The organism is Nocardia goodfellowii, assembly GCF_017875645.1.
GTDB classification, from domain to species: Bacteria; Actinomycetota; Actinomycetes; order Mycobacteriales; family Mycobacteriaceae; genus Nocardia; species Nocardia goodfellowii.
The window spans coordinates 7,174,361-7,200,516 of sequence record NZ_JAGGMR010000001.1; the positions used below are offsets into that span (position 1 = coordinate 7,174,361).

Annotated in this window: 26 protein-coding genes; 16 read left to right on the forward strand and 10 right to left on the reverse strand. The window is 68.2% G+C overall.

Features of this window, described 5'->3' with window-relative positions; genetic code table 11:
- Positions 1 to 32: 32 nt before the first annotated feature.
- The 4 genes from qcrB to ctaE form a co-directional block, all read right to left on the reverse strand.
- Positions 33 to 1,646, reverse strand: a complete 1,614-nt coding sequence (gene qcrB / locus BJ987_RS33220; protein ID WP_209896994.1) for a cytochrome bc1 complex cytochrome b subunit — start codon at positions 1,644 to 1,646, stop codon at positions 33 to 35.
- Positions 1,643 to 2,818 carry a cytochrome bc1 complex Rieske iron-sulfur subunit gene (qcrA, locus tag BJ987_RS33225; protein ID WP_281070404.1) on the reverse strand — a complete coding sequence of 392 codons (1,176 nt, stop codon included), beginning with the start codon at positions 2,816 to 2,818 and terminating at the stop codon, positions 1,643 to 1,645. Before qcrA ends, qcrB begins: the two co-directional genes overlap by 4 nt.
- A gap of 94 nt (positions 2,819 to 2,912) precedes the next feature.
- Positions 2,913 to 3,812 (reverse strand): cytochrome bc1 complex diheme cytochrome c subunit, encoded by a 900-nt coding sequence (qcrC, locus tag BJ987_RS33230; RefSeq protein ID WP_209896995.1) that lies wholly within the window; start codon positions 3,810 to 3,812, stop codon positions 2,913 to 2,915.
- 57 nt (positions 3,813 to 3,869) lie between these two features.
- Positions 3,870 to 4,481, reverse strand: a complete 612-nt coding sequence (gene ctaE / locus BJ987_RS33235) for an aa3-type cytochrome oxidase subunit III (protein WP_209896996.1) — start codon at positions 4,479 to 4,481, stop codon at positions 3,870 to 3,872.
- A 199-nt stretch (positions 4,482 to 4,680) separates the two neighbouring features.
- On the opposite strand from ctaE, the gene BJ987_RS33240 reads away from it, so the two are divergent.
- On the forward strand, positions 4,681 to 5,139 hold the full coding sequence (locus BJ987_RS33240) for a hypothetical protein (RefSeq protein ID WP_209899525.1): 459 nt from the start codon (positions 4,681 to 4,683) through the stop codon (positions 5,137 to 5,139).
- Between the two features lie 147 nt (positions 5,140 to 5,286).
- The gene (trpD, locus tag BJ987_RS33245; protein ID WP_209896997.1) at positions 5,287 to 6,348 is read left to right on the forward strand and encodes an anthranilate phosphoribosyltransferase; all 1,062 of its coding nucleotides are present in this window, start codon (positions 5,287 to 5,289) and stop codon (positions 6,346 to 6,348) included.
- A gap of 5 nt (positions 6,349 to 6,353) precedes the next feature.
- Here trpD and BJ987_RS33250 read toward each other — a convergent pair whose 3' ends face one another.
- From BJ987_RS33250 to BJ987_RS33260, 3 genes are all read right to left on the reverse strand, one after another.
- Positions 6,354 to 7,013 carry a hypothetical protein gene (locus BJ987_RS33250; protein WP_209896998.1) on the reverse strand — a complete coding sequence of 220 codons (660 nt, stop codon included), beginning with the start codon at positions 7,011 to 7,013 and terminating at the stop codon, positions 6,354 to 6,356.
- Positions 7,014 to 7,275: 262 nt separating this feature from the next.
- Positions 7,276 to 7,551 (reverse strand): Lrp/AsnC family transcriptional regulator, encoded by a 276-nt coding sequence (locus BJ987_RS33255; protein WP_209896999.1) that lies wholly within the window; start codon positions 7,549 to 7,551, stop codon positions 7,276 to 7,278.
- 5 nt (positions 7,552 to 7,556) lie between these two features.
- Positions 7,557 to 9,473, reverse strand: coding sequence for a DEDD exonuclease domain-containing protein (locus tag BJ987_RS33260; RefSeq protein ID WP_209897000.1), 1,917 nt, complete (start codon positions 9,471 to 9,473; stop codon positions 7,557 to 7,559).
- Between the two features lie 633 nt (positions 9,474 to 10,106).
- On the opposite strand from BJ987_RS33260, the gene BJ987_RS33265 reads away from it, so the two are divergent.
- From BJ987_RS33265 to BJ987_RS33310, 10 genes are all read left to right on the forward strand, one after another.
- Complete coding sequence (locus BJ987_RS33265) at positions 10,107 to 10,685, forward strand: C40 family peptidase (RefSeq protein WP_209897001.1); 579 nt, start codon at positions 10,107 to 10,109, stop codon at positions 10,683 to 10,685.
- A gap of 214 nt (positions 10,686 to 10,899) precedes the next feature.
- Positions 10,900 to 11,985 carry an NlpC/P60 family protein gene (locus tag BJ987_RS33270; protein WP_209897002.1) on the forward strand — a complete coding sequence of 362 codons (1,086 nt, stop codon included), beginning with the start codon at positions 10,900 to 10,902 and terminating at the stop codon, positions 11,983 to 11,985.
- Between the two features lie 6 nt (positions 11,986 to 11,991).
- The gene (locus BJ987_RS33275) at positions 11,992 to 12,984 is read left to right on the forward strand and encodes a hypothetical protein (RefSeq protein ID WP_209897003.1); all 993 of its coding nucleotides are present in this window, start codon (positions 11,992 to 11,994) and stop codon (positions 12,982 to 12,984) included.
- Positions 12,985 to 13,036: 52 nt separating this feature from the next.
- A complete protein-coding gene (locus BJ987_RS33280; RefSeq protein ID WP_209897004.1) occupies positions 13,037 to 14,164 on the forward strand; it encodes a glycosyltransferase family 4 protein in 1,128 nt (375 codons plus the stop codon).
- Positions 14,165 to 14,267: 103 nt separating this feature from the next.
- Entirely contained in the window at positions 14,268 to 14,645 is a 378-nt protein-coding gene (locus BJ987_RS33285; protein ID WP_209897005.1) for a polyketide cyclase / dehydrase and lipid transport, read from the forward strand.
- Positions 14,645 to 15,082, forward strand: coding sequence for an SRPBCC family protein (locus BJ987_RS33290; RefSeq protein ID WP_209897006.1), 438 nt, complete (start codon positions 14,645 to 14,647; stop codon positions 15,080 to 15,082). The genes BJ987_RS33285 and BJ987_RS33290 overlap by 1 nt, the downstream gene beginning before the upstream one ends.
- A 70-nt stretch (positions 15,083 to 15,152) precedes the next feature.
- Positions 15,153 to 16,391, forward strand: coding sequence for an ArsA family ATPase (locus BJ987_RS33295; RefSeq protein WP_245366250.1), 1,239 nt, complete (start codon positions 15,153 to 15,155; stop codon positions 16,389 to 16,391).
- Positions 16,388 to 16,840: a hypothetical protein gene (locus tag BJ987_RS33300; protein WP_209897007.1), complete on the forward strand. Its 453-nt coding sequence runs from the start codon at positions 16,388 to 16,390 to the stop codon at positions 16,838 to 16,840. Before BJ987_RS33295 ends, BJ987_RS33300 begins: the two co-directional genes overlap by 4 nt.
- A complete protein-coding gene (locus tag BJ987_RS33305; RefSeq protein ID WP_209897008.1) occupies positions 16,837 to 17,838 on the forward strand; it encodes an ROK family glucokinase in 1,002 nt (333 codons plus the stop codon). The genes BJ987_RS33300 and BJ987_RS33305 overlap by 4 nt, the downstream gene beginning before the upstream one ends.
- A gap of 214 nt (positions 17,839 to 18,052) precedes the next feature.
- On the forward strand, positions 18,053 to 18,775 hold the full coding sequence (locus tag BJ987_RS33310; protein ID WP_209897009.1) for a lysophospholipid acyltransferase family protein: 723 nt from the start codon (positions 18,053 to 18,055) through the stop codon (positions 18,773 to 18,775).
- A gap of 101 nt (positions 18,776 to 18,876) precedes the next feature.
- Here the strand turns inward: BJ987_RS33310 and BJ987_RS33315 are convergent, their stop codons facing one another.
- Entirely contained in the window at positions 18,877 to 19,584 is a 708-nt protein-coding gene (locus tag BJ987_RS33315; protein WP_209897010.1) for a DUF4189 domain-containing protein, read from the reverse strand.
- A 199-nt stretch (positions 19,585 to 19,783) separates the two neighbouring features.
- Between BJ987_RS33315 and BJ987_RS33320 the strand changes: the two genes are divergently transcribed.
- From BJ987_RS33320 to BJ987_RS33335, 4 genes are all read left to right on the forward strand, one after another.
- Positions 19,784 to 20,554, forward strand: a complete 771-nt coding sequence (locus BJ987_RS33320) for a sporulation protein (protein ID WP_209897011.1) — start codon at positions 19,784 to 19,786, stop codon at positions 20,552 to 20,554.
- Between the two features lie 71 nt (positions 20,555 to 20,625).
- The gene (locus BJ987_RS33325) at positions 20,626 to 22,056 is read left to right on the forward strand and encodes an ABC1 kinase family protein (RefSeq protein ID WP_209897012.1); all 1,431 of its coding nucleotides are present in this window, start codon (positions 20,626 to 20,628) and stop codon (positions 22,054 to 22,056) included.
- Positions 22,057 to 22,189: 133 nt separating this feature from the next.
- Positions 22,190 to 23,467 carry an FAD-binding oxidoreductase gene (locus BJ987_RS33330; protein ID WP_209897013.1) on the forward strand — a complete coding sequence of 426 codons (1,278 nt, stop codon included), beginning with the start codon at positions 22,190 to 22,192 and terminating at the stop codon, positions 23,465 to 23,467.
- Positions 23,468 to 23,601: 134 nt separating this feature from the next.
- On the forward strand, positions 23,602 to 24,405 hold the full coding sequence (locus BJ987_RS33335) for an SDR family NAD(P)-dependent oxidoreductase (protein WP_209897014.1): 804 nt from the start codon (positions 23,602 to 23,604) through the stop codon (positions 24,403 to 24,405).
- A 61-nt stretch (positions 24,406 to 24,466) separates the two neighbouring features.
- Here BJ987_RS33335 and BJ987_RS33340 read toward each other — a convergent pair whose 3' ends face one another.
- On the reverse strand, positions 24,467 to 24,883 hold the full coding sequence (locus BJ987_RS33340) for a cytochrome c oxidase subunit 4 (protein ID WP_209897015.1): 417 nt from the start codon (positions 24,881 to 24,883) through the stop codon (positions 24,467 to 24,469).
- A 13-nt stretch (positions 24,884 to 24,896) separates the two neighbouring features.
- Positions 24,897 to 25,982 (reverse strand): aa3-type cytochrome oxidase subunit II, encoded by a 1,086-nt coding sequence (gene ctaC, locus BJ987_RS33345; protein ID WP_443677966.1) that lies wholly within the window; start codon positions 25,980 to 25,982, stop codon positions 24,897 to 24,899.
- Between the last annotated feature and the right edge of the window lie 174 nt (positions 25,983 to 26,156).

Genomic DNA, 26,156 nt, shown 5'->3' on the forward strand with positions numbered 1-26,156 from the left:
ATTCGACTCGGGGCCTTCGTGCTACCGGTCTATCAGTGACCGCTCTTGCCTTCGAGGGCCTTCTGCTGGGCCTTCGCGAGGGCGGCGAGTTGCTTGTGCTCTTCGGCCTCTTCCACCTCGAAGTGGGCTTCGCTCTCCTGCCACGGGTCCGGGCGGAGGAACGAACCGGTGCCCGGCTTGCCGGCGGCGCCCAGCTTGTTCATCTTCTTCGGCACGGGCGCGCCCTGGTACTCCAGCGGGACCGGGTGGCCGTGGCTGTCGACCGGGCCCAGCGGCTGGTGCACCTCGATGTACTCACCGTGCGGCAGGCGCTTGATCACGCCGGTCTCGATGCCGTGCTCGAGCACTGTGCGGTCGCTGCGCTGCAGACCCAGGCAGAACCGGTAGGTGAGGTAGTACGCCAGCGGCGGCACCACCAGCAGGCCGATGCGGCCGGCCCAGGTGGTCGCGTTCAGCGAGATGTCGAACTTCAACGCCAGGATGTCGTTGACGCAGGACAGGGTCAGCACCAGGTAGAACGCGATGGCCATCGCGCCGATCGCGGTGCGCACCGGCACGTCACGCGGACGCTGCAACAGGTTGTGCGGGGCGGTGTCGCCGGTGAGCCGCTTCTCGATCCACGGGTAGGCGATCAACAGCGTGAACACCAGGCCCATGATCATCGCGACCCAGAACACCGCCGGCACCGTGTACCGGCCGATGTAGAGCTCCCACGGCGGCATCAAACGCGCCAGACCGTCGGTCCACATCATGTAGAAGTCGGGCTGCGAACCCGCCGACACCTGAGCCGGGTTGTACGGGCCGAGGTTCCAGATCGGGTTGATCTGCAGCACGCCGCCCATGATGCCGATGATGCCGAGCGTGAAGGCGAAGAACGCGCCCTGATCCGCGGCGAACACCGGGATGATGCGCGCGCCGACCACGTTGTTCTCGGTGCGGCCCGGTCCGGGGAACTGCGTGTGCTTCTGGTACCAGACCAGCGCCACGTGGGCGGCGATCAGCGCCAGGATGATGCCCGGGAAGAGCAGCACGTGCGCGATGTACAGACGCGGGATGATGATGGTGCCGGGGAAGTCGCCACCGAAGATCAACCAGTGCATCCAGGTACCCGCGATCGGGATACCCATCGTGATACCGCCGAACGCGGCGCGCAGACCGGTACCCGAGAGCAGATCGTCGGGCAGCGAGTAGCCGAAGAAGCCTTCGAACATCGCCAGGATCAGCAGCAGCGAGCCGATCACCCAGTTCGCCTCACGCGGCTTGCGGAACGCGCCGGTGAAGAAGATGCGGAACAGGTGCACGATGATCGACGCCGCGAACAGCAGCGCCGCCCAGTGATGCACCTGGCGCACGAACAGACCGCCGCGCACCTCGAAGGAGATCTCCAGCGAGGTCTCGTAGGCGCGAGACATCGTGACACCACGCAGCGGCTGGTAGGCGCCGTTGTAGACGACCTCGCTCATCGACGGATCGAAGAACAGGGTCAGGTACACACCCGACAGCAGCAGGATGATGAAGCAGTACAGCGCGATCTCACCGAGCAGGAAGGACCAGTGCGTCGGGAAGACCTTGTTGATCGACCGCTTCGCGAACGCAGCGGCGCGATACCGCTCGTCCATCTCGTTGGCTTGTGCGGCGACACTCATGAACGACGCTCCCAGAAGGCCGGTCCGAGCGGCTCGATGAAGTCGCCGGCGGCGACCAGGTAGCCCTCGGAGTTGACGGTGATCGGCAGCTGCGGCAGCGCGCGAGCGGCGGGACCGAAGACCGGCTTACCCCATTCGGTCGCCAGGAACTGCGACTGGTGGCAGGGGCAGAGGATCCGGTTGGTCTGCTGCTCGAACAGCGAGGTGGGGCAGCCGAGGTGGGTGCAGATCTTCGAGTAGGCGAAGTAGTCGCCGTAGTTGAAGCTCTCCTGGCCCTTGCGCTTGATCGCCTTCTCGGCGTCTTCGGTGCGCAGGCGAATCAGCATGACCGCGTTGCGGATACCGCGCAGCGACTGCAAGGTCGCGTGCTCGTCACCGCGCCAGCTTTCCTTCCACGGGAACACCGTCTCCATCGAGCCCGCGTCCAGATCTTCCGGACGCACCAGGACGATGTCGTCCGGGCGGCCGGTGTCGCGGCGGATGTAGATAGTCTCGCCCGGGTGGTCCGGCGTCCAGCCCGACACCCACAGCGGCGACTTGTCGCCCTTGGCCCACGGGTTCTTGATCAGGCCGCCGGCGAACACCAGCAGCGCGCCGATGCCGAGGATGCCGACACCCGCGCCCGCGGTGCGGGTGATCATCTTGCGGCGGGCCAGCGTCGAGGTGTCCAGCGCGTCGCTGAGCTCGGCGACCAGGGTGCGGCGCTCGACCTCGGGGGACGGACCGTCGTGCCGGTCCTGGATGGACAGCTCGGCGGGAATGAACTTCTTGCGGATCAGCACCACCGCGACGCCGATGACCAGCACCGCGATGCCGAAGGTGAGACCCACCAGCGGCGTGAACAGCGCGTAGGCGGCGTGGCCTTCCTCGTTCTTGCCCTTGAATTGCCAAGGCCAGAACAGGAACACACCCACCAGGGCGGCCGCGGAGAGCGCGGAGACGGCGAACCAGAAGCTCACCTCACGCTCGGCGCGCTTCTCGGCCCGGGTGCCCGGGATCGGGAAACGTTCGCGACGGTAGGCGACGTCGACGCCGTCGCGTGCGGTGCCGAGCTTGACCAGCTCGTCCCGCGACATCGCGTCGAGTTCGGCCTCGGTGTAGTCGCGATTGACGTCGACCTCGTGCGTCACTGTCGACAGCTCGCTGTCGTGGCCCTCATCCGGCCGACCCATGTCGTTTGGCTCCTTGTCCGTCATGGCTGCATCCAATTCGTCATGCGCCCGGCTGCTCCATGGTCGCGCTCGGCGACCGCCGCGGCGGCCGGGCTCATGTCCGGGATCCGATCCACATCGCGGCGCCGACGATCGCGACGATGCCGATCACCCAGGCGGCCAGACCCTCGGTCGCGGGACCGAAGCCACCCAGATCCCAGCCACCCGGCGCGGATTCCTCGTCGGCGTTGCGGACGTAGGCGACGATGTCGCGCTTTTCCTCCGGCGTGAGCTGCCGGTCGGAGAATTTCGGCATGTTCTCGGGGCCGGTGAGCATGGCGGTGTAGATCTGCTGCTCGTTCGCCTCGTTCAACGGCGGCGCGTACTTACCGGAGGACAGCGCGCCGCCCCGGCCGGTGAAGTTGTGGCAGGACGCGCAGTTCATCCGGAACAGCTCCGAACCGCGGGCGACATCGGGGCCGCGCAGCGACTGCTGCGCGATCTCCCCGTTGGCATCGCGCACGACGGTGGGGCCGCCGCCGTTGGCCTGGATGTAGGCCATCAGCGCGTCGGTCTGCGCGGCGTCGAACTTGGCGGGCTTGCGCGGGGCCTGAGCCTGATTGGCGGCCAGCGGCATACGGCCCGTGGACACCTGGAAGTACACCGCCGCGTCGCCGACGCCGACGAGGCTCGGACCGCGGTCGGTGATGCCCTGCAGGTTGGCGCCGTGGCAGGTGACGCAGGAGGTGTCGTAGAGCTGCTTGCCCTCGCGGATCAGTGCGGTCTGATCCTGGTTGGCCGTGGCGACCTGCGGCTCCGGCGTGAGGGCCGTGGCCAGGAAACCGGCTCCGACGAGACCAACCAGCAGCGCGAGTCCGCCAGCGATGCGCCTGCGGAGCCGGCGCTGCTTACGGACCTTGGTGGCGCCGCTCGCGACTGCTTGCAGGTCGCTCGAAACGGCACCGCCATTCCCGTGGCTCGCGGGCTCTGGCGCTGACGGGGGAGATGAACTCATCTGTGTCCCTTTGGAGTAGACGGAACCGACTTGTACAAAGCTTGGGGTTACGTCCGGTTAACGGACGAAGTAGATCGTGGCGAACAGCCCGATCCAGACGATGTCGACGAAGTGCCAGTAGTACGAGACCACGATCGCGGCGGTCGCCTGCGCGGGGGTGAACTTACTGACCTTGGTGCGGAGCAGCAGGAACACGAACGCGATCAGGCCGCCGATCACGTGCAGGCCGTGGAAGCCGGTGGTCATGTAGAACACCGAGCCGTAGGCGCTGCTGGAGATCGAGGTGCCCTCGTGGACCAGGTGGTAGTACTCGTAGCCCTGACCGGCGACGAAGAACGCACCCATGGCCAGGGTGATGACATACCAGCGGCGCAGCCCGAACACATCGCCGCGCTCCGCCGCGAAAACACCCATCTGGCAGGTGAACGAGGAGGCGACAAGCACGGCCGTGACCGGTACGGCGAGCTTGAGATTCAGCTCGGTCGGTTCCGGCGGCCAGTTTCCGTGGGCCTGAGCGCGCGCGACGAAATACATGGCGAAGAGGCCGGCGAAGAACATCAGCTCGCTCGACAGCCAGATGATGGTACCGACGCTGACCATGTTGGGCCGGTTCAGCGAATGCACACGCTGAGTTATGGCCGATCCTGGGGTCCCTACTGCGGTCGTCACGCCGGTAAGTATGACTCGTCGTAGTACGACGCAGGTACCCGGGTGCGAAACTTGTCCGCCCGTGTCGGAAAACGCACGGACAGAGCGGGTCTGGCCCCGATGTCGGCGTGTCCGTGTTTGCGCAGGACGCGTGGGTATTTGCGCAGGACGCCGCGCCTAGCATGACAGGCGGCGCTGAGGAATTGCTGAGATGGAGGTCATGATGGGGCAGCACGTCGGCGATTCGCGGCGAGGCGGCGGTCGGGCGCCGGGGTTGTGGCGGCGACTGTTCGGACGTGGCGCACCGGCCGCGCTGGATCCGGACCGCCCAGATCTCGTGGTGGTCGCCGCGAGTTTCGACGACGCGGAGGCGTGTTCGGCCGCGCTGGCGCGGGCGACCGCGCTGGCTCCGGACGCGCCCGTGGTGCTCCGCCACCACCTCCGGATCCCGGCCGCGCAGATCGGGCGGGTCTGCGAGATCGCCGCCCAGGACGGCTACTCCCCGGCACCGGCTGATCCGGCCGCCGACAGCGAACTCACCACCCTGATCCTGCGACGAGTACAGGTCCTCGACGCCCTGCGCTGTTCCCAGGAGCGGTCCCGGATGGCCGGGCTCGCCCAGCGCCACGACGGATGCGCCGACGGCTGGGATGCCCTGCAACCGAGTCCCGGCGAATAACGTCTGGCCCGATAGGCTGCAGCGCGACAGACTGGTGCGCAACCAGTGACAGGGAGAAGGACACATGAGCGAGCGCAGCGAGCAAGTCGAAAGCGCTGCCGTGACTTGCACGGTCATGACGGAGCCGGGCAGCAGCGAGGCGATGGCATGAGCGAGCGCAGCTGGCCACGGGTATTGGGGACGCTCGCCGACGGCGGCGACCTGGCCGCGGACGACACGACCTGGGCGATGAACGAAATCATGTCCGACAACGCCACCTCCGCGCAGATCGCCGCGTTCGGCGTCGCGATGAAGATCAAGGGCCCGACGCCCGCGGAACTCGGTGGTCTCGCCTCCGGCATGCTGTCCCACGCCCGCCTGGTCCACGTCGCCGGTGACGCCGTCGACATCGTCGGCACCGGTGGCGATCGCTCGGGTTCGGTGAACATCTCCACCATGTCCTCGATCGTGGTCGCCTCCGCCGGAGTGCCCGTGGTCAAGCACGGCAACCGCGCCGCGTCCTCCAAGAGCGGTGGCGCCGATGTCCTCGAAGCACTCGGCGTGAAATTGAATCTCGGCCCGGACGCGGTGGCTCAGTGCGTGCGGGAGGCCGGGATCGGCTTCTGCTTCGCCCCGGTCTTCCATCCGGCACTGCGGTTCGCGGGCGCGGCCCGTAAAGAAATAGGCATTCCTACGGTCTTCAACATCCTGGGCCCGCTCACCAACCCGGCGCAGCCGCGCGCGGGCCTGGTCGGCTGCGCCTTCGCCGACCTGGTGCCGGTGATCGCGGGCGTCTTCGCCGAACGCGGCGCGAGCGCCCTGGTGGTCCGCGGCAACGACGGCCTCGACGAGATCACCACCTCCGACACCACCGCCGCCTGGATCGTCTCCGGCGGCCGGCTCCGCGAAACCGTCATCGACCCGACCCGCCTCGGCATCCCCCGCGTCGACCTGGACGCCCTGCGCGGCGGTGACGCCGACACCAACGCCGGCATCGCCCGCGCCGTCTTCGCCGGCGAACCGGGCCCCGTCCGCGACGCCGTCCTGATCAACTCCGCCGCCGCGATCGTCGCCTACGACTGGTCGCGCGGCGAAGGCGATCCCGACATCGACGTGCACGACGCCCTCGCCGCTGGCATCGAGCGCGCCGCCGCCGCCATCGACGCCGGGAAATCCGTTGCCCTACTGGACAACTGGGCCAAACTCACCAACACCCTGGGCGAGAACTAGCCCGCTCATTTTTCGAGCGAAGGGCGCTCGAGTCGCTCGAGTGCCAGGCGGAAGTCGGCATGCGCCTCGACGAAAGCGAATCGTTCGTCATAGATGGGCCGGTAGGTAACCCGTTGCCTGGACTTGTCGAGCAGAAGCAGAGCCACCACCAAACCGAGCAGCGACCCCGGGAACAGCGCGAGAGCCAAAGGCATGATCAGCCGATCGATATCCGCCACGGCGGCGATCACCAGCGCGACGAGATTGCCGGCCATCAGCCACAACAGGACGCGGGAAAACCAGCGATAGCGTCGCGAACCGCGAACGCAGCGGTCGCAGGCGGGCCACTCGCCGACCACGATCGTGGAAACCGGGGCTTCAGTGTCCTGCACGAGCGTCCGGACAGGCGATTTGACGACGTCCCGAGCCACCGCCTGGCTATGGAACCGGGGATGCAGGTCGGTGTCGTAGAAGCACGTCCGCACCAGAGTGCGAGACGTGGCTGGGCGACCATGGCGGGCACACACCTCAGGCAGGGGCTGCGCGATTTCCAACTCCAGCGGCTCCACCCGTAACGGACGACCCGTTTTTCGCCAGAGACGCGCCGTATCCGGCAAGGGCTCCAGACACCGCCGCAGCCGAACCGTCACATCGTTCTCGTGCGTATACGGCCGCTGATACGCCATCGGAGTCGGTGTCAGCGGTACGGTTTCGAAGTCACCACCACTGTTGGGCCGATAGCAGTCGAAGCCGCGCGGCAATCTCACTGGAGCCACCCGCCTTGGTCCCCCGGCCGCCCACCGGTACTTATTGTCGTCGACCTGATCACACGATCCATTTGGGCCGAATCCCCTCCCACACCCCCCGGCGTGGCCTGCGACGAGCTCTTGCGCGCCGGAGAACTAACTGTGGCACAAGAACTTACCGGAACAACCCTGGCGGTTTCGCCTACTCCCCCAGTGAGAAGCCCGCCTCTACATCGGCGCTCGAGTAGGACTTGAAGGCGATGTGGGTGGTGGTGCGGAGGACGCCGGGGACTTTGTCGATGCCCGCGGTGACTACTTCGGCGATCTTTTCGTGGTCGCGGACTCGGACGATCGCGATCAGGTCGACGTCGCCGGCGCAGGAATAGACCTCGGTGACACCCTCGGTGTCGGCGACGGCCTGGGCGGTTTCGGGGATGCGGCCGTTGTCGGCGTGGATGAGCACGATCGCGTTAATCATGGTGGTCAGCCTAGTTGGCCGAGGTATTCCGCTCCCGCGAGTTCGGTCCGTGCGGCCGCCTCCGCGTGTTCGGCCCAGGTCAGCCAGCGAGCCGCGCCGTACAGCGGTTCCCGGTAGCCCGCGGTGCTGCGGACGATCCGGACGCCGGGGCGGGCCAGCCACCGCACCACCAGGCCGACTTCCTCAGGTGAACCACCGAGCAGGGGTGGGCCGTCGAAATCGGCATCGTCCGCGGGCATATCGCACAGTGCCGACCCAGGCCCGGGATCCTGCTCGAGAACGGGCGACGCTCCGCCGGGCGCTACTGCCACCAAAGTCTCTTGTTTCGCCGCGGGCGGGCTACTCCGCTCGGGCAAGACGGTTTCGGCGGAGGCTACGAGCTGTTCGACGACCGCCATCGGGGGCACACCGCGCCGGGCATTGCCCGCGCCCGCGAGACGCCCGTATCTGATGACGGAGAACTCCCAGCCACCCGCACCGTCGGGGTGCGCCGCGACGAGTTCGGCGATGCGAGCGACCGCGGCGAGGCGCTGCGTCCGCGCCACCGCCCGCACGACCGCGACCGCGCGATCGCGCAGCCGGGCGGCGGCCTCGAAATGCTCGGCACGGGAATAGGTTTCGAGCTGATCGAGCATCGCACGCAACGTCGCGTCCGACCGGCCCGCGAACAAATCCCGCACAGCCGCGGCCAGAGGCGCGTATTCGCTGCTGCTCATGGGCATTTCGGCGACCCGCGCGGCGGGACATCCACCGACCGCCGCGGGCGGGCAGTCGTGCACGCCGGTCCGCGGCAGACGCGTCGTGCAGGTGCGCAGTCCGGCGTGTTCGGCGATGGTCGCGGCGATGTCGGTGGCGTCCAGGCGAGAGTTGAACGGGCCCAGCGAATCCCGGTTCGGTGTGCGGACCACCGCGAAACGCGGGAAGGGCTCGTCGGTGAGTGTGAGCCACCACGCCCTCTTCGGAAACTTCGACCGCCGGTTGTACGGCGGAGCGTGCGCGACGAGCAAACGCAGTTCACGCACCCCGGCTTCGAGCGCGTGCGCGCACACCACATGGTCGACGCGGGTGGCCAGCGAGACCATTTCCTTCATGCGCCCGCGGGTCTCGGACCCGGTGAAGTAATTGCGGACGCGGCGGCGCAGATTCACCGCGGTGCCGATATAGAGGACTTCGTCGGAGGGACCGCGGAACAGGTACACGCCGGGGCTGGCGGGCAGATCGGTGGCGAGCACCCGTTTGGCGCGCTGGCCGTTCGTGACGTCGGGCAGGTAGTCGAGGAGTTCGGTAAGACTGTGCACTCCTTGGTTGCCCACCCTGCCGATGAGCGCGTGCAGCACGTCGACGGTGGCGCGGGCGTCGTCGAGGGCACGGTGTGTCGGCCGGGTGCTCGCACCGAGCACCTGCGCGAGGACACCGAGCCGCACCGACGGCGCTTCGTCGCGCGTCAGCACCCGCCGTGCCAGCTTCACCGTGCACAGCACCGGCGGATTCGGCCACGTCGTATCGCAGCGGGCGGCAGCGGCTTTGAGGAACGCGGTGTCGAAACGCGCGTTGTGCGCGACCAGCACCGCGCCCTTGGCGAATTCGAGAAATCCGGGCAGCACCACTTCGATCCGCGGCGCGTCGTACACCATCGCGTGCGTGATCCCGGTGATATGCACGACCTGCGGCGGGATCTCGCGCCCCGGGTTGACCAGGGTCGCGAACTCGCCGAGCACCTCTCCGCCCCGCACCTTCACCGCGCCGATCTCGGTGATCGCGTCGCCATCCGGGCTGGTACCAGTGGTTTCCAGGTCCACGATGACGAAAGTTGTCTCATACAGCGGGGTATCGAGCTCGTCGAAGGCCAGCTGTCTGGCAGGCGCGAGCCGCCCAGGGGTCCGGGGGCCGCTCCCGGTGGATCTCGGGTCGGGGTCGGGCACGGCGTGCAGCGTAGAGCCAGGCACCGACAAGGTCACCGCTGCGCGAAAACCCCAGGACAGCCAGTTGAGCCCACAACAAAACTCGCGGGCGAACTACCGAATTGCGCGCGAGGATTTCGTTTCGATGCCCGCGATTTGATCTAGTTAACCAAAATGTGATGCAGGTCACATTCATCCGTGATCTAAATAAACGCCCCGGGCGTGTCGGCATCCGGCGAACTCGTATCGCGGCGTGTCCGCAGAGTTTTGGACACATGACCGCCCCGAGGCCTCGCCGACGAGCAATACCATGGCTACGACCTGGGCGAACATCACCATACCGGCTCCCTATCGTGCCCGGTACAGGGCCCGCGACTCGCCGAGTAGCGATCTGAGAAATGCCTGATAACGAGCAGTCTTTATCGTTTCGTGATCCATGTGAGATATCTCGCAGGTAATGCCGCGAGAAATGGCGACGCACCCTCAATTCCGACCGGTACGGCTTTACAAAGCACCGTGATGTGTTCGTAACCTTTTCGAGACCTCACGGAGTCCGCCGCACCAGACCCGTTCTCGAGCCCGGTGCGAACGGCACGCAGTCCGCCGCACCAGACCGGGTGCAGCGTCGTGGGGCAGATTGGAAGAAACCGCATCATGGCGACTAACACCGTCAAGCGAGGGGCGCGGCGTGCCGTTGCCGCCGGAGCCGTCGGCGCTGCCACCATCGGCGCGATCCTCCTGCCCGCGGCTCCCGCGTCGGCACAGCCGGTGACCATCCCCGGCATCGGGACCTTCGAGGTCCCCAACGAAATCCCCATCCCGGCGGGCATTCCCGGCCTCGAGCTACCGAACCCGGCTCCGAGCCCGTTCGTTCCGCCCGCACCGGTCAAGACCGCCGGGGAGATCGCCCTGGAGGCAGCCGAATCCAAGATCGGCGCCCCCTACGTCTACGGCGCCGCCGGCCCGAACGCCTTCGACTGCTCGGGCCTGGTGCAGTGGGCCTACCGCCAGGCGGGCATGGAACTGCCGCGCACCAGCGGCGCTCAGCTCTCGGCTGGCACCCCGGTCTCGATCGACGAGCTGCAGCCCGGCGACGTGGTCTCGTTCTACGGCGGCGGCCACTCCGGCTTGTACGCGGGCGACGGCAACGTGGTGCACGCGTCCACCTCGGGTGTCCCGGTGCAGGTGGCCTCGATGTCGGAGATGCCGTTCGCGGGTGCGCGCCGCTACTGAAGCACCAACTCGGCTGGGCCCCAACACCGTTGATGCCGCCGGTCGCCACAGCGCGGTCCGGCGGCATCGGCAACCTACCCGGCCGGGGTGTGACCAGTTCGTTCCCTACTGGACACAGACCTACGCCGTTCCGTAACCTAATCGAGACCTACCCGGGATGCGCCGCCCTCAAACATCGGCCGCACCGCCCGGGACAACTGCAACGCATCGCTCAATGACAGAGAACGGGGCAAGGCAGGCCGTGGCCGCACACAGAACACATCGCACCAATCGTGTTGTGGGAGGGGTACTCGCGGCGGGAATCCTGGCCGCGACCGTCTGCATCGGACCGGCCACCGCCGACCCGGTGGCGATGCCCGCCACCGCCGGCGAAGCGGTGCAGAAGATGATCGAGCTATCCCGCGAGTCCGAGAAGCTCAACGAGGAAGCGCTCAACGCGCAGTCCGATCTCGACGCCAAACTCGCCATCCAGCGTGATGTCGACGCCACGCTCGCGGCCAAGCGCGCCGCGCTCGACGCCGCCCGCGCGGACGTCCGCAAATTTCAGCCGGTCATCGACCGCACCGCCATCGCCACCTATCAGGGCGCGAAGACCAATCGCATGTTCGCGGTGCTGACCAGCGACTCCCCGCAGCAGCTGCTCGATCAGATGTCGGTGCTCGATGTCATGACCGCGCAAACCACCGATCAGCTCAAGCAGTTCAAGAAGGCCACCGACGCCGCCGCGGCCGCCGAAGCCGCCGCCCGTGCCGCCTCCGACGCCGCGCACGATGCCGCCGCCAAGTCCGACAAGGTGCGCGCCGATCTGCAGAGCAAGCAGAACGAACTCGGCACCGCCACCGCGCAGGTCGTCGAGGCCTGGACGGCACTGTCCACCAAAGACAAAGCGGCGTGGGCGGGTTCGCCGTTCCCGCCCGGCTTCGACCGCGACACACTCCTGAAGGACCTGGTCCCCGGTAGCGGCACCAGCGCGCTCGCCGCCGGGCTCACCCGGGTCGGTGACCCGTATGTCTGGGGCGCGACCGGCCCGAACGCCTTCGACTGCTCGGGCCTGGTGCAGTGGGCGTTCAAGCAGGTCGGCAAGAACGTGCCGCGCACCAGTTCCCAGCAGGCCGCCTACGGCACGCCGGTGTCGAAGGAGAATCTGCAGCCCGGCGACGTGGTGTTCTTCTATCCCGAGATCTCCCACGTGGGCATCTACGCGGGCAACGGACTGATGTTGCACGCCTCCACGTTCGGCGTTCCGGTCGCGGTCGCGCCCGTGTCCTCCACGCCCTACCATTCCGCGCGGCGATACTGATACACCATGCGGGGATTGCGCCGAATGCGGCGCTGGTGTGCGGCGCGCCGACGCGGTCAGTTCGCCCTCACCGTCGGCATGGTGACACTGTTGACCGGCACGTGCGGCGCCTTGCTCGTCGCGCCCAACTGGTTGGTGCCGAAAACCGGCGCGGAACACGTCGGTTCGGCGCAGCAGGCGGCCCTCGACGATCCGCGGCTGGCGGCGGTACGCCCGATCATGGAACCGTTCGGCCAGATCACCGCCCTGCGGGTGCCGACGGGCGACGGTCAGGAATCGCTGGTCGTCGGCCATTCCGGTCAGCGCGTGGAAATGGATGTGCTGGCAAGTGAACTCGCGCCCGCCACCGCCTCGGTCAACGAGCTGTGGGGCACGGCGTGGGCGCAGTCGGCGCTCGTCGTGGTCGCGTCGAATCCCTCGGAATTCACCGCACTGGTGCGCTCCGGCACCCTGCTCGCCCAGGAAGTGGCCGCCGCCTCGGTCGCCGATCCGTTCGTACGCGGCACCCAACCCACCGGGCAGCGCGTGGTTTTCAGCCCGGATGCCGGGCGGCGCCTGACCCCCGACGGACTGCGCGCCGTACTGCGCCACGAACTCACCCACGTCGCCGCCCGCGCCGACACGGTCGACGGCGCACCGCAGTGGCTGCTCGAAGGGTTCGCCGAATACGCCGCGCACCGCGGCCGCGAGCACCGCTTCGCCGATATCGCCCCGACTCTGAGCGCTCGCCTGCGCACCGGCGCGGGCCCGGCCGAGCTGCCCGCCGACACCGCCTTCACCGGGCCCGACGCCGCCGCGGCCTACGAGGCGGCGTGGTCGGCTTGCGCTTTCCTCGCCGAAACCTACGGCGAAGCGCGCTTGGTCCAGCTCTATCGCGGCCTCGCCGCGGGCAAGCAGACCCCGGATACGGAAGATCGCGTCCTGCGCGAGGTTCTGGACACCGGCCGCGCGAGCCTCACCGCGGCGTGGCGCAGTTGGCTCGCGGCGGAATCCGCGTAGCCGGACGACGGGTTTTCGGCCCGGTGAATCGGACACAGTAGGTTGTTCGGTTATGGCCCGAACTCTGCTGGTTACCAATGATTTCCCGCCTCGGCCGGGCGGTATCCAGTCGTATCTGCAGGCACTCGCCGGTCAGCTGCCGCCCGATGACCTGATCGTCTACGCCCCGCGCTGGAAGGGTGACAGTCATCTGAAGTTCGACGCCCAACAGAAGTTCCAGGTGGTCCGCCATCCCACCACGCTGATGCTGCCCACCCCGCTCGTGGCGCGCCGCGCCGCGCGGCTGTTGCGCGGCGAACAGTGCGACACCGTCTGGTTCGGCGCGGCGGCACCGCTGGCGCTGATGTCGCCCATGCTGCGCCGGGCCGGCGCGGAACGCATTCTGGCCAGTACGCACGGGCACGAGGTCGGGTGGTCGATGCTGCCGGGCGCGCGGCAATCGCTGCGCTCCATCGGCGAGCACACCGATGTCGTCACCTATGTCAGCCGCTACACCCGTCGGCGCTTCGCCTCGGCGTTCGGCCCGAACGCGGCGCTCGAGTATCTGCCGCCCGGTGTCGACACCGACGTCTTCCGGCCCGATCCGGCCGCGCGCGCGGAACTGCGCGAACGCTACGGGCTCGGTGCGCGGCCGACCATCCTGTGCCTGTCCCGGCTGGTGCCGCGCAAGGGCCAGGATGCGTTGATCGTGGCTATGCGCGAGATCCGGGAGAAGATCGACGGTGCGGTGCTGGTGATCGCGGGCGGTGGTCCCTACGAGGACAAGCTGCGCGGTCTGGCGACAGCCCTCGGCGTGGCCGAGGACGTGGTGTTCACCGGCCGCGTCGCTTCCGACGAACTCGCCGCGCACCATACCCTCGCCGATGTCTTCGCGATGCCGTGCCGCACCCGCGGCGCGGGCTTGGACGTAGAGGGGCTCGGCATCGTCTTCCTGGAGGCCTCCGCTTCGGGAGTCCCTGTGGTGGCGGGCAATTCCGGTGGCGCGCCGGAGACCGTGATCGAGGGCAAGACCGGCCGCGTCGTCGACGGCCGCAAGACCGACGCCATCGCCGCGGCCATCGTCGGCATCCTCGCCGACCGGGACGCGGCCGCCCGCATGGGCGCCGAGGGCCGGGCCTGGGTGGAACAGCAGTGGCGCTGGGACACCCTCGGCGACCGGCTGAAGCACCTACTGCACTGAACCGGGCTGTGTCCTAATCCACTACGCTCGGGTTTGTGAGGGAGCGAACCATGTGCCAGCGCGCCACGCGCCTGCCGGAGCCGAGCGTCAGCGAGGCACGGGGATGAGCAGTATTCAGGTCGCGGATCAGACGTTCGTCGCCGCTTCGGGCGCCGCGGTCGCCGAGATCCTCGGTGGCCCGACGAACTGGCGCAAGTGGTGGCCCGATCTCAGCCTCGAGGTGCGGGAAGACCGAGGCGACAAAGGCATTCGCTGGACCGTGAGCGGCGCGCTGGAAGGCACCATGGAGGTGTGGTTGCAGGACATGATGGATGGTGTGATCCTGCATTACTTCCTGCACGCCGAGCCGCGGCCCGCGATCCCGGGTAAGCGACTGCTCGCGGCCAACCGAGCGCGCCGGGTGGCGGGCCGGGATATGGCGTTCGAGATCAAATCGCGGCTGGAGGCGGGGCGCCCAGCGGGCGTGGCCCCGGCTTGCTGATGGTCGACCGGACAGAGAGGTCCATCCTCATCGAAGCCCCCGCGCCGCGGGTGATGGCTGTCATCGCGGATCTGGAGTCGTATCCGGAGTGGGTCTCGGCGGCGAAATCGGTGGAGGTGCTGGAGAAGGGGCCCGACGGTCGCGCGCGCACCGCCCGTTTCGTGCTCGACGCCGGCGTCGTCAAGGACACCTATGTGCTCACCTACTCCTGGCGCTCCGACGACCGCGCGGTCAGCTGGCAGCTGATCAGCGGCGAGCTGCAGAAGGCGCAGGACGGTACCTACGAACTCCGTGATACCCCGGACGGCGGCACCGAGGTGATCTACCAGCTCACCGTCGACCTGAACATCCCGATGATCGGCATGTTCAAACGCAAGGCCGAGAAGGTGATCACCGATACCGCGCTCAAGGAGTTGAAGAAGCGGGTGGAAGGCTGACCACCGTGACACCGTCCGACGAGTGCGGCGCCCGGCGGCGAATCACGGCCGCCGTGGTGAGCCAGGCGATATGACGCGGCTCCAGCTGTTCGTCGGCAAAGGCGGGGTCGGTAAGACGACCATGGCGTGCGCCACCGCGGTGTCGTTCGCGCGCGCCGGCCAGCGGGTGCTGATCGCGTCCCTGGATCAGGCGCATTCGCTCGGGGACGCGCTCGGTGTGCGGCTCCCGCACGACCCGGGCACGGTCGCCGGAATCACCAGGGTGACCACGGGTCTCGACGCCATCGAGGTGGATTCCCTTGCGCTGCTGGAGGACAGGTTTCACGACGTGTTGCGGATGCTGTCCACCGGCGGCAAACACGAGCACGGCGTCGACCTGGCCGCGCTGGATCCGGCCGAGCTGACCGGGCTGCCCGGCGTGCAGGAACTGCTGATGCTGGTGGAACTGGCGCAGTTCGCCGACGAGGACGACTGGGATGTGCTGGTCGTGGACTGCCCGCCCTCGGCGGACATGCTGCGCATCGTCACCGCGCCGGGCACCCTGCTCGGCTATCTGGAGCGGATCTGGCCGCCGCACGCGCGCGCCATGAGCGCCGGCGGCATGGATCTGCGGCGCGCGGTGCTCGCCACCACCGTGGAGAAGATCGTCGCCGCGGTCACCGAGGTTCGGGACCTGCTGGCCGACCACGCCCGCACCGGCGCGACCCTGGTGACCGTCGCCGAACGGGTGGCGGTCGCCGAAACCGAGCGGGTGCGCTCCGCCGCCGCGCTGCTGGGGCTGCGCCTGGACGTTGTGCTGGTGAACAAGATCCTGCCCGAGGTGCCGCCCGCGGACTCGGCGCATCCGGCGATCGACTGGTATCTGACCCGCCGCGCGGAGCAACTGAGCGTCGTCGACCAGCTGCGCCGGCGCTTCGACGGCGACCTCCAGGTCCTGATCGCCCAGCACAGCGGCTCCGAACCGGTGGGCGTGGCCGCGCTCGCGGAGCTCGGCTCCGCGGTCGCGGAAGACACCCCCACATACAATCTCCCGGAGGTTCGCACAAGTTCCGGTGAACCGGTGGTTCGATGGGAGTCGGGCACCGGCCTGCATTCGGTCTACACGTTGCGGATGCACCTGCCCGTCGTCGATCCGGCGACGCTGCGACTGGGACGAGTGGAGGACGATGTGATCGTGGGAGCGGACGGAGTCCGGCGCCGGGTGCGCCTGGCGCCGGTGTTGCGGCGGTGCACAGTCGATACCGCCGAACTCGACGGAAATCACCTGGTGCTGCGTTTCGTCCCGGACCCGGAGCTCTGGCCGCGATGACCGAGGACCGCACGCGGGGTACCGCTCATGACGCCCATGCCGACGGATTCGCCGAATTCGCCGAGGAATTGAAATTGCTGGCCGAGGCCGTGCTGGAACGGGTGGAGCCGGTGCTGCGCCGCACCGCCACCGACGGGCAGGCGCAGTGGGCCGGCTGCAGTTGGTGTCCGGTGTGCGCCGCGGCGGCACTGCTGCGCGGGGAACATCATGACGTGGTGGCCGCGATCGCCGATCACGGCACCTCGATCGTCACCGTGCTGCGCGAGGCGCTGGCCGGAATCCCGGTGGAACCGGTCATGCCCGACCCGGAAGACGCTCCCCCGCACGAGGATTCGGTCGCCGAGGAGACGAGCCCGGCCCCGCCCGCCGAAGCGGAGCCGAGCGCCGGGCGCGGGCCGGGACGCAAGCGTTCCCGGTACATCAAGATCCCCGTGACGTTCAAGGGATGACGCGCCCGATCGCCGGTGCCCTCCCCCTGACGGTCGGAATCGACGTCGGCGGCACCAATATTCGCGCCTCCGTCGTCGACGCGGAGGGTCAGGTGCTCGACACCGTCGTGGCGCCGACGCCGCATTCCGCGCGCGCCTTGGAGGACGCGCTGGCCCGCTCGGTCCGCGAGCTGTGCGACCGGCACGCCATCGGGGCCGTCGGTCTGGCCGTGGCCGGGTTCATCACCAGCGACCGCAGCACCGTCCGTTTCGCGCCGCATCTGCCCTGGCAGGACACACCGGTCGCGAAGCGGCTCACCGAACGGCTGGAACTGCCGGTCATCCTGGAACACGACGCCAATGCCGCCGCGTGGGCCGAATATCGCTTCGGCGCGGCGGCGGGCGGGCACAACGTGGTGCTCGTCGCCATCGGCACCGGCATCGGCGCGGCCCTGCTCATCGAAGGCCGGCTGTATCGCGGAACGCACGGCGTCGCACCGGAACTGGGGCATCTGCAGGTGGTACCGCAGGGCCGGGCCTGTCCGTGCGGCAAGCAGGGCTGCTGGGAAAGGTATTGCAGCGGAACGGCATTGGCCGACACCGCGATCGAGCTGCTGGCCACCGATCCGGTCAGTTCCACCGTCCTGGCCCGTGAGGTCTACCGCGATCCCGGCTCGCTCACCGGCCGTCGCGTCGCCGGCGCCGCCCAGGACGGCGACCCGATCGCGGTGGCGGCGATGGCGGACTTCGCCCGCTGGCTCGGCCTGGGCCTCGCCTTCGTCAGCGATATCTTCGACCCGGATCTGGTGGTGATCGCGGGCGGCGTCAGCAGTTCCTCCGGGTTGTTCCTCGACGAAGCCCGGGAGGAGTACGCGCGTGCTGTCACCGGTGCGGGCCATCGCCCGCTCGCCCGGATCCGCACCACCCAGTTGGGCGAGGCGGCGGGCATGATCGGCGCCGCCGAACTGGCGCGCGCCGTCCTCGTCGAGACCGACCACCGGCCGTCCCGGGTCGGCTGATCCGCCCGCGTCCCCGCACGATTCAGCCGGGGCGATGGGAACATACGTTCGAATCGCAACACTCTGCCACTGCCCCGGTAATCCCCTGTTCACAACCACCCCTGCGAATGTGGTGAGATACCTCGCTGGGCTTGGATGTGATCTGCGACCAGCGGTAAAGTCGGCAACTGACGCAGGTGCCCGCAACTTATCCCGCCCGTGGGGGAAGGACGTCATGCTCTACTGGCTGCTGAAGTTCGTGTTTCCTGGACCGTTCATGCATGTTTTCAATAAACCCACGGTCGAGGGTGTCGAGAACATTCCCACGGACGGGCCGGCGATCATGGCGGGCAACCACCTTTCCTTCGCGGACTGGCTGTTCGGACCGTTGATGAGCCCGCGCCGAATCACCTACCTGGCCAAGGCCGAATACTTCACCACCCCGGGACTCAAAGGGCGCCTGCAGAAGTGGTTCTTCAGCGGCGCCGGGCAGTACCCGATCGACCGCACCGGCGCCGACGCCGCCGAGGACGCGCTCAACACCGCGAAGAAGCTGCTCGCCGAGGGTCGCCTCGTCGGCCTCTACCCGGAGGGCACCCGCTCTCCCGACGGTCGTCTGTACAAGGGCAAGACCGGCCTGGCCCGGCTCGCGCTGGACACCGGCGTCCCGGTCATCCCGGTCGCCGTCATCGGCACCGACAAGGTCAGTCCGCCCGGACCGTTCCGCTGGCGTTTCGCCAAGGTCACCGTGAAATTCGGTAAGCCGATCGACTTCTCGCGCTACGAGGGCATGGGCGGCAACCGTTTCGTCGAACGCGCCGTCACCGACGAGGTCATGTACGAGCTCATGCAGCTCACCGGCCAGGAGTACGTCGACGTCTACGCGCACAGCCTCAAGGGTGTGCCGAGCGGATCCCGCCCGGATGCCGCGCGCATCCCGGACACCGCCGCCGGCTGATCGCTGCGCACCACGTCGGCCCGAACAACGCGAAAGGCCCCGAATCCGCCTGGGATTCGGGGCCTTTCGCGATGCAGCGGCGAGCTCGGTTCAGCGGCGAGTTACTCGAACGCGCACTTGGACCACAGCTCGAACGGACCGGACACGTTGTACACGCCGGTCGCGGTCTTGACCGCCTTGGATTCGGCTTCCTCGGCAGTGGAGCCCCAGTCCGAACCCCAGCCACCGTTCTGCCCGAACGCCAGCGCGATGCAGCCGTTACGGGACCAGATCGGATTCGGGCAACCGCCACCACAGTCGGTCTGCACCTGGTTGGTGGCGGAGTCCTGGCTGATGGTGGAACGCACCCAGACGACCTGGTTGGTGTCTTCCTTGTAGGTCGCCGCGATCCAGGTGTCCCGCTTCGCCGACGTGGTCGGGGTCGGCGACTGCGTGGTCGTCGTCTCCGAGGTCGAGGTCGGGCTCGACGAGGTGGCCGCCGTGGTGGTGGATTCCGCGACGACGGTGGGATCGTCCTTGTTGCTGCGGATCACCAGCACGCCGACCACGCCGACGATGGCGACCACGCCGATCAGGATCGCGACGATGATCGCGGCCATCTTCCCGCCGCCGCCACCGCCGCCCGGCGGACCGCCCGGGCCGTACGGCGGCGGCTGGTAGGGCGGACCCGGCGGCGGGTACTGGCCTTGCTGGTACTGCGGACCCGATTGGTACGGGTCGCCCTGATAGGGCTGGCCCTGGTAGGGCTGGGTCGGCTGATAGGGCTGACCCGGTTGCTCGCCGGGATATTGCCCGTGCGGGTATGACATTGCGTCCCCCGGTTCGTTTTTCGACATCAAGAGCGGCACTACACTATCGGTCGCTATATCGACTGGCGAGCTCGCGCCGTATCACCAGTATCCGACGCGACCCCCTGGCGGTGCACGCCGTTGCGGACTGTCGATGACCTCTGTCACACACCAAGCGAACGGTAAGTCCGTTTTATGGTGCGCCAGCCACGATTTGGTCATGTTCAAGAAATTGCTGGCCGCCGCGGGAGTCGGCGGCGCCGAGGTCGAGACCGAACTGTTCACCCCCGGTGTGCAGCCCGGCGGCGTCGCCGAAGGTGTGATCCGATTGCGCGGCGGAAAGGTGGCCCAGGATATCGCCGAGGTGGCGGTGGAATTCGTGACGCGGGTCGAGCACGAGCGCGACGACCACGAGGGCGTGCGGGACATGGGTTTCGGGCGCACCTGGGTGCAGGGCCCGTTCCGGCTCGAGCCCGGCGCGGTCGCCGAATTCCGGTTCGGCGCACGGGCGCCGATGGAAACACCCATCACCTTCTACAACGGTCGCGTGCTGCCCGGGACCTGGGTGGCGCTGCGCACCGTCGTGGACGTACCGGGTGCGGTCGACGCGACCGACACCGATCCGATCGGCGTCGGCGCGCTACCCGCCCAGCACGTGCTGCTGGCGGCGGTGGAGCGCCTGGGCTTCGGATTGCGCGGCGCCGACGTGGAATACGGGCGGATCTACCACAGCACCCAGACCCTGCCGTTCTATCAGGAGATCGAATTCGGCGGCTCACCCCGCTATCCGCAGCTGAACCAGCTGGAGGTCACCTTCATGCCGGACGAGCAGGGCATGAGCGTGGTGCTCGAAGCCGACAAGCGCGGGAACCTGTGGTCGGCGAGCCGCGACGTGCTGGACGCGCTGCGAGTCGATTACGCCACGCTCGAGCAACGAGATTGGGCCGCCGAGCTGCACCACCGCCTCGCGGGCATGGCCTCACGACGCTGATAGCGTGAACCGAACGCCGGGCGGGATTCCTGTAGGGGTGGATTCGGTGCCGGCGCGCGAGTGAGGTGAGCATGGTCCGCCGCGCGGACATTTCCCAGGGCGCCGACGGCCGACTACTGCGGCTGCCCGAGCAGGCCCCGGTAGACGGGGGCGGGGTCCCGCCGACGGGCAAGCTGGTGCGCGGCGCGAAGCTGGCGGGGGTGCCGGTGGCGTACGCGGGCCGGCGGATGGCCGGAGTGGGCAAGCGGGCGCTGGGCCGCTCGGTCGCGGAGGTCGATCGGGAGATCCGGTCGCGCACCGCCCAGCACATGTTCCGGGTGCTCGGCGAACTGAAGGGGTGCGTCGCCAAACTCGGCCAGTTGCTCGCGGTCTACGAGTTCGTGCTCCCCGACGAGGTGGCGGCGCCGTATCGGGAAGCGCTGGGGCGACTCCAGGATTCGGCCCCGGCCATGCTCCCGGCGACCGTGCACGGGGTGCTGACGACGCATATCGGCGCGGACTGGCGGTCGAGATTCCTGGAGTTCGACGATCGCCGGCCCGCGGCGGCCTCGGTGGGCCAGGTGCACCGCGCGGTCTGGCACGACGGCCGGCCGGTCGCGGTCAAGGTGATGTATCCCGGTGCGCGCCAAGCGATCTACGACGATTTGCAAGCGCTGCGCCGGGTAGGGCCGTTGTTCTCGGCGCTGCTGCCCGGCGCCGACACCGCGGCCGTGATCGAAGCGCTGTGCTCCTACATTCGCGAAGAACTCGACTACTCGATCGAAGCCGCCCAGCAGCGCGCCTTCGCCGACGCCTACGCCGACGACCCGGATTTCGTCGTGCCGCGGGTGGTCGCCCAATACGGCGACGTACTGATCACCGAATGGCTCGACGGCATCTCGCTGTCGCGCCTGATCGCACAGAGTTCGGTGGTCGACGGGCCGCTCCGCCACGAACGCGATCGCGTCGGTTTGCTCATTCTGCGGTTCCTGCTCTCCGGCCCGGCACGCGCCGGGCTGCTCTACGGTGACCCGCATCCCGGCAATTTCCGGGTCATGCCCGACGGACGGCTGGGCGTGGTCGACTTCGGGGCCTGCGCTCCTTGGCCACCCGGCTTCCTGGACATGGCCAAGGACTTCTACCCGGCCCTGATCGCCTGTACCCCGGTGGAATTGGAAGCGGCGATCCGCCGCAACGGCTACGTCCAGCCGGGCCGCGAGCTCGACATCGACACGGTGGTCGCCCGTCTCGTCCCGATCCGGGACGCGGTCATCGCGCCGACCCTCGCGCTCACCCCAGACTGGCTGCGCACCCACCTGCGCGCCGCGACCGATCTGCGCGTCACCAATGTCGTTCGCCAGCTGACCATGCCGTCCCAGCACACCCCGGTCGCCCGCACCTCGCTCGCCGGTCTGGGCATCCTCGGCCAGCTTCGCGCCGAGCTTCCCTTGCGCGACGAATTCATCCGCTGGTTCCCGGACATCGTGGGCCTCCCGGGCCCGGACGACCTGCCCAGGGAGTAGCCGCCGAGCGACGGCGTGACGCTGTCCGGCAGGCCGGTATTCCCGCTGGTCAACAGCGGTCCCAACGGTGCCGTTGGCGCACACCGGAGTTCGGGTACGCACAACGGCCCCAGCTGTGGTTAGCTTTCGATTTATGAGCACGCCGCGTACTGTTTCCGCCGCTGAATTTCTTCCTCGCGACACCGCGGATGTGGTTCGCACGGTGCGTGATTCACGAGATCGCGCCGCCCAGCTGATGGTGCGCGGCGGCGAGCAATTCGACGACGGTCTGGCGTTACCGGATCAGCGGACCGTCGTCTCGCTGCGCCGGATGAACTCGGTGCTCGACATCAACCTCGGCAGACGCATGGTGCGAGTACAGGCCGGTGCCAAACTCTCCGATATCGATCGGCGGCTCGGCGCGCACGGGCTCGGCCTGCCGATCGTCGGGGACCACCGCGACATCACCGCGGGAGGGTTCGCCTCGGTCGGCGGCGTGAGCAGCGCCTCGCACAAGTACGGCCTGTTCATCGATCAGATCGTCGATTTGGAGTATGTCGACCCGGATGGGCGGATCGGCACCTGCGGGCGTAACCATCACACCGAGCGGTTCCATCGGATCCTCGGCGCGGGCGGGCGCGCGGGCATCATCACCGCGCTCACCCTGGACGCCGTCGACATCGACAAGGACCGCACCTGGCTCACCACCGACGCGGACCGCTTCCTCGACTTCGACTCGTTCATCGAGCACGCCTACGCCGAGATCAGCAAGCCGGGCAATGCCGCGCTGCAGGTGGGCCGCTGGGTGGACACCGCGCCGCTGAAGGTCTCGCGTCCGGTCGGCGCCGGGCAGGTGCAGCTGGGCACCGTGCGATTCGGGCAGTGGTCCAGCCTCTACCCGACCACCCCGACCCGGTCGCTGCGCGCTCGCCGTGAGGTCGGCACGCGCACCCGGAAGTCGCTGGGCGCCATCGCTTCCGCCGCCAGCGGCAAGGCCGGTATGCCGGTGCGCAACGCGGCGGCGGGCGCACTCATGTTCGCCCCGAAGGTGCTGACGCTGCGCGACGCGGAGTATCTGGCCGATACCGTGATCAGTTCCTCCGAACGCGGGCCCGCCTACCGCGTCGGGATCTTCGCCCCGCTGGCCAACTACACCTCGGTGTTCTACCGGCTGCACGACCTGTTCGACGGGCACCGGGAACGCACCGGCTGCTTCACCGTCATCTCGGCCATGACCTACGGGGTGCGCTCGAAGTACCTGCAGGCCCAGGCCGCGGCGCGGGAGCTGCCGGCCGACGACCACGCACTGATCACCTTCACCTGCCGGTTGCGGCCCTCCGGGCTGCCGTCGGAGTTGTTGCGTGACATCGTTTCCGGCGTCGAGGAGATCTGCGCCTCCGAACACGCCCTGCGATACGAGTCGGCGGACTAGACTCCACTCACACCGCGATCGGTCGCCGAGGGGTTGCTCTTCCGCCCCTCAGGATCGCGGGCAAACTTCGGCACTGTCGCGGGGTGTCGATGCGTTAGATCAGCGCTCCACCTGATGCGAAGGTTGCTGCTCCGATGCTCGAATTCCGCGCTGCCCCCGTTCCGTCGTTCCGCAAGAAGCTCACCGCGGACCTGCTGCGCAAGTCCGCGCCCGACCCGGGCTGCCGCGCCGATTCCCTCGGCGGCCTGCGCGTCCTGATCACCGACGCCTGCTCCGAAATCGGGCGGGCCACCGCGGTCCGGCTCGCGTCGCACGGCGCGCAGGTGGTGCTGGTCGCCGCCCGCGGGGATCACCTCGTATCGGTGTGCGAGGAGATCATCGGCACCGGCGGCTTCGCCCGCTGGTATCGCTGTGACATCTCCGCCCTCGGCGATGTCGACCAGCTCGTCCACTGGGTGCTGACCGAATTCGGCACCATCGACGTGCTGGTCAACAACGCGAGCCGCCCGCCACACCGACCGCTCACGCAGTCAGGCAACCGCTTCCGCGACTATCAGCGCATGATGGCCGCCAACTACTTCGGGCCCCTGCGACTGACCCTCGGTCTGCTCCCGGCCATGCTGCGGTCCGGCACCGGACAGGTGATCAACGTGGCTGCCGGTGCCGGCCCCACCCCGCACCTGGCCGCCTACGCCGCCGCACAGGCGGCCTGGACCACCTTCGGCGCATGCACCGACACCGAACTCGCCCCGCACGGCATCCAGGTCACCGCCGTCCAGACCCCAGCCACGGACGCCGCCGCAGCGGCCCACGCCATCGCGACCGCCATTCGCGCCCACCCCGACCGCGTCGCACCGCGTCTGACCCGGACATTGCGCGGGCTCGCCGGCGTCGCTCCGCGGTCCGCGAACCGGTTCCGGCACGCCCTGGGCATCTGAGCCGGGACAGCGAAGCGCCCCACCGGAATTCCGATGGGGCGCTTCGAAAGAAATATCCGACTCAGTGCTTTTCCGGGCCGAGGTAGTACTCGAACACCAAACCCGCCGCGGCGACGAGCACGCTCACCACGCCGATCGCGATCAGCCAGTACTGCCAGAAGGCCAGGCCCAGGGCCGCCACCGCACCGGCGCCCGCCAGCGAGATGGGCCAGAAGCTACCGGGCGAGAAGAAGCCCAGATCGCCCGCGCCGTCCACGATCTCGGCATCTTCGTAGTCCTCGGGACGCAGGTCCAGACGACGCGCGACGAACCGGAAGTAGGTGCCGATGATCAGCGACAGGCCCGCGGTCAGCACGATCGCGGTGGTACCCGCCCACTCGACGCCGGTGCGGGACTGCGCGGTGAAGAACCCGTAGATCACGCCGGTGATCACGAAGAAAATCGTGAGCAGTTCGAAAATACGCGCTTCGATCTTCATGTCAGCTCAATCCTCACTTGGCTTCGGAGGCGCTCTTGACCGTGCGGTCAGTGTTGAACGGGTGCGTAGACGTCGCGACCGGCGACTCACCGATCGAAGCCAGCGCCTCGGCGTTGGTCTTGCCCGTCTGACGCGCCTCCAGGTACTTGACGAACTTCTCCGGCGAGACCGCGCGGACCTCGAAGTTCATCATCGAGTGGAAGGTGCCGCACATTTCCGCGCAGCGGCCGACGAACGCGCCTTCCTTCTCGATCTTGGTGATCTGGAAGACGTTGTCCGACTGGTTTTCCTTCGGGTTCGGGATCACGTCCCGCTTGAACAGGAACTCCGGCACCCAGAAGGCGTGGATGACATCCGCGGCGGCGAGCTGGAACTCGATGACCCGGTTGGTCGGCAGCACCAGGACCGGGATCTCCTGCGAGGAGCCGATGGTCTCGATCTTGTCGTAGTGCAGGTAGGAGAGGTCGTTGGCCGGCTTGCCGTGCACCGGGCCGGGCTGCGGGTGACCCTTCTCGTTCTTGAGCTCCTTGTAGCCCTCGACCTGCTCCTGCGCACGCGCCTCACGCGCGGCGTCGATGCCGTCGTACTTGAAGCCGTCCTTGAAGTCGACCTCGCGATAGCCGAACTTCCAGTTCCACTGGAACGCCGTCACGTCGACGGTGACGTCGGGATCGGCCACCTTCTCGTGCACGTAGTTCTGCACCACGACGGTGAAGTAGAACAGCACCGCGATGATGACGAACGGGATCGCCGTGTAGGTGAGCTCCAGCGGCACGTTGTAGCCGGTCTGGCGCGGGAACTCCGGGGAGTCCTTCTTCTTGCGGTGGAAGGCGACCGTCCAGAAGGTCAGACCCCAGACCAGCACGCCCATCGCGAGCGCGGCCAGGATCGACCAGGTCCACAGCTCCCGCATCCGGGTGGCCTGCGGCGTGATGCCCGAGGGCCAGCCGAACCGCAGCCAAACATTGTCGATCGAGCAGCCCGAGACGAGCATCGCGGTGATCCCGAGGGACACCGCCAGCCCGGCCCGCCGAAGGACCGGGCCCCGCCGACCCTTCACGGGTCCGGCCCCGATCTCTTCGCTCGCCTTGTGCGCCACGCTCACGCCTTCCTGGTCGCCACACATTCCGACATCTGCGCCGCCGGGGTGCGATCTCCCGGTGACACTTCCTAAGCACGTTTCAGACCCTTGCCGCAGGCACGCACAGTCGCGCACGCCAGCTGAGAAGGACCTGAGTACTACGCAGCGTAGACCAAACCGGCGCGCAGTTCC